General features: G+C 71.7%; 9 protein-coding genes and 1 pseudogene. 8 read left to right on the top strand and 2 right to left on the bottom strand.

Translation table 11 applies throughout. The annotated features are described in order from the left end of the window. Positions 1-88: 88 nt before the first annotated feature. A pseudogene (locus ACFVYA_RS47865) lies at positions 89-817 on the bottom strand (thiolase family protein); the annotation flags it as partial. A 131-nt stretch (positions 818-948) separates the two neighbouring features. Between ACFVYA_RS47865 and ACFVYA_RS47870 the strand changes: the two are divergent. The 7 genes from ACFVYA_RS47870 (at position 949) to ACFVYA_RS47900 (ending at position 10,164) form a co-directional block, all read left to right on the top strand. Then, complete coding sequence (locus ACFVYA_RS47870; protein ID WP_364005152.1) at positions 949-1,389, top strand: helix-turn-helix domain-containing protein; 441 nt, start codon at positions 949-951, stop codon at positions 1,387-1,389. A gap of 201 nt (positions 1,390-1,590) precedes the next feature. After that, positions 1,591-5,172, top strand: a complete 3,582-nt coding sequence (locus ACFVYA_RS47875; protein ID WP_387055049.1) for a discoidin domain-containing protein — start codon at positions 1,591-1,593, stop codon at positions 5,170-5,172. A gap of 58 nt (positions 5,173-5,230) precedes the next feature. After that, entirely contained in the window at positions 5,231-5,995 is a 765-nt protein-coding gene (locus tag ACFVYA_RS47880; protein WP_387055051.1) for an SDR family oxidoreductase, read from the top strand. A gap of 96 nt (positions 5,996-6,091) precedes the next feature. Further along, complete coding sequence (locus ACFVYA_RS47885) at positions 6,092-8,407, top strand: glycoside hydrolase N-terminal domain-containing protein (protein WP_387055053.1); 2,316 nt, start codon at positions 6,092-6,094, stop codon at positions 8,405-8,407. A gap of 43 nt (positions 8,408-8,450) precedes the next feature. Beyond that, positions 8,451-8,603, top strand: a complete 153-nt coding sequence (locus ACFVYA_RS47890) for a hypothetical protein (protein ID WP_387055055.1) — start codon at positions 8,451-8,453, stop codon at positions 8,601-8,603. 14 nt (positions 8,604-8,617) lie between these two features. After that, entirely contained in the window at positions 8,618-9,499 is an 882-nt protein-coding gene (locus tag ACFVYA_RS47895) for a LysR family transcriptional regulator (protein ID WP_387055057.1), read from the top strand. After that, the gene (locus ACFVYA_RS47900; RefSeq protein ID WP_387055059.1) at positions 9,496-10,164 is read left to right on the top strand and encodes an HAD family hydrolase; all 669 of its coding nucleotides are present in this window, start codon (positions 9,496-9,498) and stop codon (positions 10,162-10,164) included. The genes ACFVYA_RS47895 and ACFVYA_RS47900 overlap by 4 nt, the downstream gene beginning before the upstream one ends. Positions 10,165-10,170: 6 nt before the next feature. Here the strand turns inward: ACFVYA_RS47900 and ACFVYA_RS47905 are convergent, their stop codons facing one another. Further along, the gene (locus tag ACFVYA_RS47905; protein WP_387055061.1) at positions 10,171-10,341 is read right to left on the bottom strand and encodes a hypothetical protein; all 171 of its coding nucleotides are present in this window, start codon (positions 10,339-10,341) and stop codon (positions 10,171-10,173) included. Between the two features lie 110 nt (positions 10,342-10,451). Here ACFVYA_RS47905 and ACFVYA_RS47910 point away from each other — a divergent pair, with 110 nt between their 5' ends. Continuing rightward, the gene (locus ACFVYA_RS47910; protein ID WP_387055062.1) at positions 10,452-11,210 is read left to right on the top strand and encodes an HpcH/HpaI aldolase/citrate lyase family protein; all 759 of its coding nucleotides are present in this window, start codon (positions 10,452-10,454) and stop codon (positions 11,208-11,210) included. Positions 11,211-11,258 lie beyond the last annotated feature (48 nt).

Raw genomic sequence — 11,258 nt, forward strand, 5'->3', positions numbered from 1 at the left:
CGCCGCCATCTGGCACAACCGCGCCACCAGCCAACCCATCACCCGATCCCTGACCGCCTACGACCACTAACCGAGTTACGCATTACTCGTCTAGGTGCGGGAACCGCTGTTCCCAGACGTCGGCGCGGAATGCGGGCTTCAGCCCGGCGAGGATCTCGGGCGTCGTGCCGGGACGGACCGTCTCGTCGGTCGTGATCTCGCGCAACGTGCCGTCGGGGCCGGGGGCCTTCAGCGGTGCCACTTCGCCCGCGAACTTGCCGTCCGCCCACGCCTTCGCGGCGCGCTGGTGGCTTTCGGCGGAGAACTCGTCCAGCTCGGCGCGGGTGAAGCCCCACTTCGCGGCGATGAGCTCCGCGCTGATGCCCTGCGGCACCAGCCCGTCCGGGTAGCGCGCGGCGACCTGCGGGCCGAACGGGTCGCGGCCGGCCGCCTGGCTGCCCATCGGGACCCGGCTCATCGACTCGACGCCGGAGGCGATCACGACGTCGTACGCGCCGGCGATGACGCCCTGCGCGGCGAAGTGGATCGCCTGCTGGCTGCTGCCGCACTGCCGGTCGACGGTCACCGCGGGCACCGACTCCGGCAGCCCGGCGGCGAGCGCGGCCCAGCGCGCGGTGTTCATGCTCTGCTCGCCGATCTGCCCGACCGCGCCGCTGATCACGTCGTCGATCCGGGCCGGGTCGAGGCCGGTGCGCTCGACGAGCGAGCGCAGGGCGTGGGCGTGCAGGTCGACCGGGTGCACCCCGGCGAGCGTGCCGTTCGGCTTGCCCTTGCCGATCGGGGTCCGTACCGCGTCGACGATCACCGCGTCCGTCATGGCGTCTGCCTCCTCGCAGATCGGGGATGACTTCGGTATACGCCGGGTCAGTTGGAATTCACAACTCAGCTGTTCCCCACGTCACAGGAGGCTGACGTGCTAGGTTGGATTTTCAACCCCGTGGAGGTGGCATGGTCCGGCGTGGTCGTGAGTGCTCGGTCGCCGAGGCCCTGGAGGTCGTCGGCGAGAGGTGGAGCCTCCTCGCGCTGCGGGAGATCATGCTGGGCGAGCGGCGGTTCAACCAGATCGCCGAGAACACCGGCGCCAGCCGCGACATCCTGGCGGCGCGGCTGCGCAAGCTGGTCGACGCCGGTGTCCTCGAGAAGGTCCAGTACGAGAACCACCCGCCGCGCCACGAGTACCACCCCACCGAAGCCGGCCGCGCGCTGCAGCCGGTCCTGCTCGGGCTGATGGCGTGGGGCGACAAGTACGTCCACCAGGGCGAACCGCCGACCCTCTGGCGCCACGCCTGCGGCGAGGTGCTGGAGCCGGCCACCGTCTGCGCCCACTGCGGTGACCCGGTGAACGCCCCGGGCACCCACGCGATCCGCCTCGGCGCCGTGCACGCCTGACCCCTTCCCCGGAAAAGGCCCCCTCGTTCTCGCGAGGGGGCCTTTTCCGCGTCCGGCCGTTGACTTGAGACCCGCGTCACTGTAACTCTTGAACTAATCGACGCAAGAACGTGACAGCCGTGCGACAAATCTCGCCAGACGTCAGGAAGCTCCCGGTCTTCGCCCGAGTCGTCTCCCTCCTCCCCGGATCAGAGGAACGCCATGAGAACGAAGCGGCTTCTGTCGCGCGCGGCCACCTACGCCGCCCTGTCCCTGCTCCTCGCGGTGCCCGCCGTGGCCGCGAGCGCTGCTCCGGCCGCACCCGCGGCCACCCGGGTGGCCGTCCAGGCCGCCGCGGCGACCTACACCGCGAGCAGCCAGCTCGCCGGCTACCCCGTTTCGAACGTCGGCGACGGCAACCAGGCCACCTACTGGGAGAGCGCGAACAACCAGTTCCCCCAGTGGGTCCAGGCCGACCTGGGCACCGCCACGAACGTCGCTCAGCTCGTGCTGAAGCTGCCCGCGAACTGGGAGGCCCGCACCGAGACCTTCAGCGTCCAGGGCAGCGCGAACGGCACGGGGTTCAGCGATCTGGTCCCGTCGGCGGGCTACCGGTTCGATCCCGCGACGGCCAACACGGTCACCGTCAACCTGACCGCGAACACCCGGTACGTCCGCCTGAACGTCACGGCGAACACCGGCTGGCCCGCCGCGCAGCTGGCGGAGTTCGAGGTGCACGGCCCCGCCGGCGGCGACACCCAGCCGCCGTCGGCACCCGCCGGCCTCGCCTACACCCAGCCCGCGAGTGGCCAGATCCGGCTCACCTGGTCGGCGTCGACCGACAACACCGGCGTCGCCGGCTACGACGTCTACGCGAACGACCAGCTGCGTGGCAGCGTCGCCGGGAACGTCCTGACCTACACCGACACCCAGCCCGACAGCGCCACCGTCTCGTACTTCGTCCGCGCGAAGGACGCCGCGGGCAACCAGTCGGCGAACAGTGGCACGGTGACGCGCACCGGCACCCAGGCCGGCACGAACCTGGCGCTGGGCAAGCCGATCACGGCGTCCTCGACGGAATGGACGTACGCGGCGGCCAACGCCAACGACAACTCGCTGACCACCTACTGGGAAGGTGGCGGCGGGACGTACCCCAACCTGCTGACCGTCGCGCTCGGCGCGAACGCCGATCTGAACCAGGTCGTGGTCAAGCTCGACCCCGACCCCGCGTGGGGTCCGCGGACCCAGACGATCGCCGTCGAAGGCCGTGAGCAGAGCGCGTCCGCCTTCACCACCCTCGCCGCCGCGCAGACCTACAGCTTCAGCCCCGCGACCGGCAACTCCGTGACGATCCCGCTCGGCGGCCGCGCCGCCGACGTCCGCCTGCGCGTCACCGCCAACTCCGGCGCGGGCGGCGGGCAGGCCGCGGAGTTCCAGGTCATCGGCGTTCCCGCGCCCAATCCGGACCTGACGATCTCGGGTGTGTCGTGGTCGCCGCAGAACCCCGTGGAGACCGACGCGATCACCGCGTCGGCGACCGTCCGCAACGCCGGGACGGCGGCCTCCGGCGCGACGAACGTCAACCTCTACCTGGGAACGACCAAGGTCGGCACCGCGAACGTCGGCGCGCTCGCCGCCGGCGCGTCGACGACCGTGTCGGCGAACATCGGCACCCGGGACGCGGGCAGCTACCAGCTGACCGCGAAGGTCGACGAGGCCAACGCCGTCATCGAACAGAACGAGGCCAACAACTCCTACACGGCTTCGACGGCGCTCGTCGTCAGCCCGGTGCAGAGCTCCGACCTCGTCGCGGCCACGGCGTGGTCGCCGGGCAACCCGTCGGCGGGCAACGCCGTCACGTTCACCACCACCCTGCGCAACCAGGGCACGGTCGCGTCCGCGAGCGGCGCCCACGCCGTCACGGTGACGATCGCCGACCAGAACGGCACCGTCGTCAAGACGCTGACCGGGACCTACACCGGGACCATCGCCGCCGGGGCCACCGCGGCGCCGGTGAACGTCGGCACCTGGACCGCGGCCAACGGCCGGTACACCGTGAAGACGGTCGTCGCGAACGACGCCAACGAGCTGCCGGTGAAGCAGGGCAACAACACCAGCACGCAGCAGTTGTTCGCCGGCCGGGGCGCGAACATGCCCTACGACATGTACGAGGCCGAAGACGGCGTCGTCGCGGGCGGCGCGGCCGTGGTCGGCCCGAACCGCACCATCGGCGACCTCGCGGGCGAGGCGTCGGGCCGCAAGGCCGTGACGCTGAACTCGACCGGCTCGTCGGTGGAGTTCACGACCCGATCGTCGACCAACACCCTCGTGACGCGGTTCTCCATCCCGGACTCCGCGGGTGGCGGCGGGATCTCTTCGACGCTGAACGTCTACGTCGACGGCACGTTCCTCAAGGCCATCGACCTGACCTCGCACTACGCGTGGCTCTACGGCGCCGAAACCGGCCCGGGCAACTCGCCGGGCGCCGGGCCGCGCCACATCTACGACGAGGCGAGCGCGATGCTCGGCACCACGGTGCCCGCCGGGCACCGGATCAAGCTGCAGAAGGACGCGGCGAACACCACGAACTACGCGATCGACTTCGTGAACTTCGAGCAGGCCACCGCGGTCGCCAACCCGGACCCGGCGCACTTCGCGGTGCCCACCGGGTTCACGCAGCAGGACGTGCAGAGCGCTCTCGACAAGGTCCGGCAGGACACCAGCCTCACCGGGGTCTACCTGCCGGCCGGGAACTACCCGCTGTCGAGCAAGCTGAACGTCTACGGCAAGGCCGTGACCGTCACCGGCGCCGGGCCGTGGTTCACGAAGTTCTCGGCACCGGACGGGCAGGAGAACACCGACATCGGCATCGACGTCCAGGCGAGCGCCAACGGCTCGACGTTCAGCGGGTTCGCCGTGTTCGGCAACTACACCTCCCGCATCGACGGCCCCGGCAAGGTGTTCAACCTGACGAACGTGGCCAACTTGACGATCGACAACATCTGGGTCGAGCACCAGGTGGTGATGGTCTGGGGCACGAACGTGGACAACACCACGATCAAGAACTCCCGGATCCGCGACACCTTCGCCGACGGCGTCAACCTCACGAACGGCAGCACCGGCAACCACGTCACCAACAACGAAGCCCGGTCCACCGGCGACGACAGCTTCGCGCTGTTCGCCGCCACGGACCTCAACCCGGGCAACCAGTACGACAACGTGTTCGAGAACCTCACCGCGCTCACCCCGTGGCGCGCGGCCGGGCTCGCGGTGTACGGCGGGTACAACAACACCTTCCGGAACCTCTACATCGCGGACACGCTGACCTACTCGGCGATCACAATCAGTTCGCTCGACTTCGGCTACCCGTTCCTCGGGTTCGGGCCGCAGCCGACGACGGTCCAGAACGCCTCCCTCGTCCGGGACGGCGGCCACTTCTGGGGCCAGCAGACGTTCCCGGCGATCTGGCTGTTCTCCGCGTCCAAGGAGTTCCGCGGCATCCGGGTGTCCGACGTGGACATCCAGAGCCCGACCTACAGCGGCGTCATGTTCCAGACCAAGTACAACGGCGGGCCGGAGCACCCGGTCGAGGACACCGTGCTGACGAACGTGTCGATCACCGGCGCCCACCGCAGCGGGGACGCCTTCGACGCGAAGTCGGGGATCGGGATCTGGGCCAACGAGCTGCCGGAACCGGGCCAGGGCCCGGCCGTCGGCTCGGCGACCTTCACCGGGCTGACCCTGGCCGACAACGACGAGGACATCCGCAACCGCACCACCACGTTCACCATCAACCGCAACTGAGGACGGCGGTGCGTGCCCGCCGGGAAGCCGTTCCCCGGCGGGCACACGCCGTGCCAGGATGACGCCGGAGGTGGTCGACGTGCGGATCCTGGTCACCGGCGGCACGGGACAGCTGGGCAGTGCGGTGGTGGCCCGGCTGCGGGCGGCGGGGGAGGAGGTCCGCGTGCTGAGCCGCCGGGCCGCCCCGGACGTCGTCCGCGGCGACCTGCGGACCGGGCGCGGCGTCGACAGCGCCGTCGCCGGGGTCGACGTGGTCGTCCACTGCGCCACCGACTACCTCGGCCGGGAAACGCAGCTCGCGCGCACGCTGGTCGAGGCGGCGCGGTGGGCCGGCGGCCCGCACCTGGTGTACGTCTCGATCGTCGGCGTCGACCGGGTCCCGCTCGGCTACTACCGGGCCAAACACGAGACCGAGCAGCTGATCGCCGCCTCGGGACTGCCGTACACGATCCAGCGGGCCACCCAGTTCCACGGCCTCGTCCGTACCCTGCTCGCGGGCGCGTCCCGGCTGCCGGTGGTGCCGGTGCCGCGCATCTCGTTCCAGCCGGTCGACGTCCGGGACGTCGCCCGCCGCCTCGCCGGCCACGCACTGGACGACCCGGCGGGCCGGGCGCCCGACTTCGGCGGCCCGGAGATCCTCCCGGCGGCCGAGCTGGCCCAGGCGGTCGCCGAGGCGAGCGCGCGGCGCCGGCGGATCGTGCCGGTCAAGGTGCCGGGGGAGACGTTCCGGGCCTACGCCGCCGGCGGGCACCTGACCCCCGGGCACCGCGAAGGCGAGATCACCTTCCGCGAGTACCTGGCCGAGCGAGCCGATCACGGGTGACCGCTCCATCCCGGAGATTCTTGACCATCGGACCGGATAGATCATATGTTTGGTGGGCTTCGCGGCCGTTTTCCGCCCACGCCGAACGGATGACCCATGCCGGAACTGCCTCTCCCGCCGTCGCGGCGGTCCTTCCTCAAACTCGGTGGCGCGGTCGGCGCCGGTGTTGCGCTGGGTGGCCTACGTCCCTTTGCTGCCAACGCCGATGTCGTCCGCCAGGTCAGGGAAGATCTCGTCCCGTCGGCGCGGGCCACCACCTTGTGGTACCCGGCGCCCGCGAGCGAGTCGAAAATCATCGAACAGGGCCTGCCGATCGGTAATGGTCGGATCGGTGCGCTCGTCGGAGGTGACCCGGCCGCCGACTTCCTCTACCTCGCCGACGCGTCGCTGTGGACCGGCGGCCCCAACGACGTCCTCCAGGACGACGGTCAGTTCCCCTACGAACTCGAGAAGTTCGGCACGCTCGGCCTGCTCGCGAAGCTGCGGATCGCGGTCCCGGCCCACACCGGCGTCACCGACTACCGGCGCACGCTCGACCTCAGCAACGGCCTGGTCGTGATCACCTACCGGCACCAGGGCGTGCAGTACCGCCGCGAGTACTTCGCGAGCCACCCCGACGACGTCGTGGTGGTCCGGCTCAGCGGCGGACCCGTGAGCGGGTCGGTGACGCTGGAACCCACCCGCGGCGAGCCGGCGGCCGGTGCCGGAGCGTTCACCGGCGGGTTCGCCAACGGCCTGGCGTACGCCTGCACGGTGAGCACGTCCGGCGGCCTCACCTTCAGCGGGAGCAGCGAGGTCGTCGTCGTGCTCAGCGGCGGCACGAACTACGTCCCCGACGCGGCGCGGAAGTTCCTCGACGCGTCGCTCGACCCGCTGGTCCTGGCGAAGCGGAAGGCGGGCGTGGCGCTGGCCGTGGGTGGCCGGGCCCTGCGGGCCACCCACGTCGCCGACTACCGCCGGCTGTACGACCGGATGAGCGTGGAGCTGGGGCAGTCGCCGCCGGCGAAGCGGGCACTGGACACGTGGTCGCGGCTGGTCGCCCGGCACGACCAGCCGGGCGTGCCCGACCCGGAGCTGGAGGCGAGCTACCTGCAGTTCGGGCGCTACCTCACGATCACCGGCTCCCGCGACGGCCTGCCGATGGGCCTGCAGGGCCTGTGGCAGAACAACAACACGCCGGACTGGATGAGCGACTACCACACCGACATCAACCTCCAGATGAACTACTGGCTGGCCGACCGCGCGGCGCTGCCCGAGAGCTTCACTGCCCTGGCCGATTACTGCCTCGCGCAGCTTCCCGTGTGGACGGACAGCACGAAGCGGCTGTTCAACGACCCGAGGAACCGCTTCCGCAACACCAGCGGCAAGGTGGCCGGCTGGGCGGTCGCGTTCTCCACGAACATCTACGGCGGCTCCGGCTGGTGGTGGCACCCCGGCGGCAACGCGTGGCTGTGCAACTCGCTCTGGGACCACTACGCCTTCACCCAGGACAAGGCGTACCTCGCACGGATCTATCCCCTGCTCAAGGGGGCCGCCGAGTTCTGGGAAGCCCGGCTGATCCCGACGACGGCCGACGGCCGCGAGGTGCTCGTCGACGACCACGACTGGTCGCCCGAACACGGCCCGCAGGACGCCCGCGGGATCACCTACGCGCAGGAGATCGTCTGGGACCTGTTCGAGCACTACCGCGAGGCCACCGCGGTGCTGGGCCGGGACCGCGCGTACGGCGACCGGATCGCCGGGCTGCAGAAGAAGCTGTACCTGCCGAAGGTGAGCCCGTCGACCGGCTGGCTCGAGGAGTGGATGTCGCCGGACAACCTCGGCGAAACCACGCACCGGCACCTGTCGCCGCTGATCGGCTTCTTCCCGGGCGACCGCATCGCGGCCGACACGGCTCCGCGCGAGCTGCTCGACGGCGTCCGGGCGTTGCTGATCGCGCGGGGGATGGACAGCTTCGGCTGGGCGACCGCGTGGCGCTCGGCGTGCTGGGCCCGGCTCAAGGACGCCGACCGTGCCTACCAGCTGCTGCTCACCGTGCTGCGGCCGTCGGTGGCGAACGGCAACGGCACCGCGCCCAACTTCTTCGACATGTACAGCCAGGGCAGCTACACGATCTTCCAGATCGACGCGAACCTCGGCGCACCCACCGCGATGCTCGAAATGCTCGTCCACTCGCGGCCGGGCGTGCTGGAACTGCTCCCCGCGCTGCCCTCGGCGTGGGCCGCTTCGGGCCGGGTGACCGGGATCGGCGCCAGGGGCGGGTTCGAGGTCGACCTCGAATGGCGGGCCGGGAAGGTCACCCGGGCGGTGATCCGCAGTGTCGGCGGGACCCGGCTCGAGGTGCGGGCCGGGACCTGGCGGCGGGCGATCACCCTGCGGCCGGGAGCGTCGGTCACGGTCCGGCCAAGCTGAGGTCGGCGGGTCTGCTCACCGTGGTGTACCTGTTCGCCGGGGCGTGAAGCTCGCGACCCCACGCGCGAAGCTGCTGGAAAACCAGGCCGGGGCGATCGTCGTGCACGCGCGTCGCAAGGAGACGAAGGCCCTGCCGATGAACGTCGTGCTGCTCCTGCTGGCGGCGTTCGTGGCGGCGGGCCGCTTCGCGGGCTAATACGCTGGAGCCCGATGGACGTCGATCTGCGCAAGCTGCGCTACTTCGTGGCGGTGGCCGAAGAACTGCACTTCGGGCGCGCCGCCGCGCGGCTGCACATCGCGCAGCCGGTGCTTTCGCGGCAGATCCGCGCCCTGGAAGGCGAGCTGCGGGCGCAGCTGTTCCGGCGGGACAGGCGGTCCACCGAGCTCACGGCGGCGGGCCTCCAGCTGCTGGAGGACGCGCGGCCGCTGCTGGTCTCGGCCGACGGCCTCCGCCGCCGGGTCGCCACGGCCGCGCGCGGTACCTCGGCGTTCACCGTGGCGTTCATGCCGGGCATCACGGTCACCGGCGCGGTCCGGGAGCTCTCGGCGCGGCACCCCGGCCTCGCGGTGGAGCTCCTGCGCACGACGTGGGACGACCAGACCGAAGTCCTCCACGACGGCCGCGCCGACGTCAGCGTGATCCGGCTGCCGGTGGACCGGCGCGGGCTCAGCGTGCGGCCGCTGTTCCGCGAGCCGCGCGTGGCCGTGGTGCACGCCGGACACCGGCTGGCCGGCAAGGAATCGGTGCGGATCGGCGACCTCGCGGAAGAGCACCTGCTCAACGACCCGGACGCGGTGCCGGAGTGGCGGGACCTCGCGGTCGAGCTGCGCGCGGGCGCCGCACCGGAGCGGCGCACGTTCCGGAGCGTGGAGGAGAAGCTCGAGCACGTGGCCGCCGGGCGGGGGATCGCGGTCGTCCCGCGGTCGACGTGGGAGTACTACACCCGGTCCGACGTGGCGCGCGTGCCGGTCGAGGACCTGCCGCCGAACGAGGTGTGCCTGGCGTGGGTGTCCGGCCGGCGGTCGCGGGTGATCTTCGAATTCGCGGAGATCTTCGCGGACCTGGCCGGCGCGGGAGAGAGGACACGATGATCCGCTGGGCGACGTTCGACTGCTTCGGCACGCTGGTGGACTGGCGCCACGGCATCGCCACCGGGCTCGAGCTGCTGTACCCCGGCCGCGGCGCGGAGCTGCTGGAGGTCTACAACCGGTTCGAGCCGCAGGTGCAGGCCGAGGTGCCGGTGCGGCGCTACCGGGAGGTGCTCGCCGAGTCCCTGCGCCGGACCGTGGCCGAAGCGGGCTTGGAGCTGGTGGCGGACGACGCTTCGGTGCTGGGGACCGGGCTGCCGTACTGGCCGGTCTTCCCGGACACCCGGCCGGCGCTGGCCGCGTTGCGTGAAGCGGGCTGGCGGCTCGCGTTGCTGACGAACTGCGACCGCGACCTCATCGGCGAGACCCAGCGGCGGCTCGCGGTGCCGATCGACGCGATCGTGACCGCGGAGGACGTCGGCGAGTACAAGCCGGGGCACGGTCACTTCCGGCGGTTCGCCGCGTCCTTCGACGCCACGGCCGGGAACTGGGTGCACGTGGCGCAGAGCCACTTCCACGACATGGTGCCGGCCCAGGCGCTGGGCATCCCGCGCGTGTGGGTCAACCGGCACGCCGGCCCGCAGGACCCGGCGGTGGCGGACGCGGTCCTGCCCGGTCTCGACGGCCTGGCCGAGACGGTGGAGCGGGTGCACGCCGGAGCCCGCTGACCGCCGTCACGGGTGGCGCACCCCGGCCCGGCGGGGCGGGAACACCGCGGCCCACAGTGCCTTCCACGGCTTCGCCGGCTGCCGTTCCCTTGGTGTCTGCAACGCCGGCTCCGGGCGTGTCCCGGCCCGGTAGTCCATTTCCACCTGTACCCAGTCGTGGATCCAGTCGCCTCGCATGGGGGGCTCCTTTCGTCGTGGAGCCCACGGTCGTCCTGAGGGTTCCGCGCCCGCATCGGGTGAACACGCAGTCCGGCGCCGCCCGGGCCCTTACCCGCTATCGTGGCCGGGTGGCCGCGACGACGTTCCTGTTCGTGCCCGGCGACCGACCCGATCGCTTCGGCAAGGCGCTCGCCAGTGGCGCCGACGTGGTGATCCTCGACCTCGAGGACGCCGTCGCCCCCGCCGCCAAGGACGCGGCACGAGCCTCGGCAGGCGAATGGCTGGAGCGCCACCGGGCGATGGTCCGGATCAACGCGCCGGGCACGCCGTGGTTCGCCGCGGACGCCGAGCTGGTGGCCGCGCGGGGCGTGCCGGTGATGGTGCCGAAGGCCGAGACACCCGGCGTGCTCGCCGGGTTCGGTGCGGTGGTCGCCCTCGTCGAGACCGCACTCGGGGTGGAACGCGCCGGCGAGCTGGCCGCGGTGCCGTCGGTGACGCAGCTGGCGTTCGGCAGCGTGGACCTGGCGGCCCAGCTCGGGGTGGCGCCGGAGGACCCGGAGCCGTTCGCCTACGCGCGGTCCCGGCTGGTGATCGCCTCGGCGGCGGCCGGCCTCGCGCCGCCGGTGGACGGCGTCACCACGGATCTGGGCACCGGCTCGCGGCTGGAAGAGGACGTCCGCTACGCGCGCCGCCTGGGTTTCGGCGGCAAGCTCTGCATCCACCCGAAGCAGGTCGCACCGGTCCGGGCCGGGTTCACGCCGACGGAGGCCGAGCGCGCCTGGGCCCGCCGCGTCGTGGCGGCGGGGGATGGGGTGTCCGTTGTGGACGGCCGGATGGTGGACAAGCCGGTGCTCGCCAGGGCGCGGCACATCCTCGGTGAGGGGTGAACTCGGCCGGGCGGCGGAAACCGCAGGTCGCTCTGCGCTACACCGCAC

The organism is Amycolatopsis sp. NPDC058278, from assembly GCF_042881395.1.
Classification (GTDB): domain Bacteria; phylum Actinomycetota; class Actinomycetes; order Mycobacteriales; family Pseudonocardiaceae; genus Amycolatopsis.

Excerpts from the sequence above, each read along its gene's own strand:
- ACFVYA_RS47905 (WP_387055061.1), bottom strand. The coding sequence starts at position 10,341 with ATGCGAGGCGACTGGATCCACGACTGGGTACAGGTGGAAATGGACTAC.
- ACFVYA_RS47875 (WP_387055049.1), top strand. The coding sequence starts at position 1,591 with ATGAGAACGAAGCGGCTTCTGTCGCGCGCGGCCACCTACGCCGCCCTG.
- ACFVYA_RS47870 (WP_364005152.1), top strand. The coding sequence starts at position 949 with ATGGTCCGGCGTGGTCGTGAGTGCTCGGTCGCCGAGGCCCTGGAGGTC.
- ACFVYA_RS47895 (WP_387055057.1), top strand. The coding sequence starts at position 8,618 with ATGGACGTCGATCTGCGCAAGCTGCGCTACTTCGTGGCGGTGGCCGAA.
- ACFVYA_RS47885 (WP_387055053.1), top strand. The coding sequence starts at position 6,092 with ATGCCGGAACTGCCTCTCCCGCCGTCGCGGCGGTCCTTCCTCAAACTC.
- ACFVYA_RS47900 (WP_387055059.1), top strand. The coding sequence starts at position 9,496 with ATGATCCGCTGGGCGACGTTCGACTGCTTCGGCACGCTGGTGGACTGG.
- ACFVYA_RS47880 (WP_387055051.1), top strand. The coding sequence starts at position 5,231 with ATGACGCCGGAGGTGGTCGACGTGCGGATCCTGGTCACCGGCGGCACG.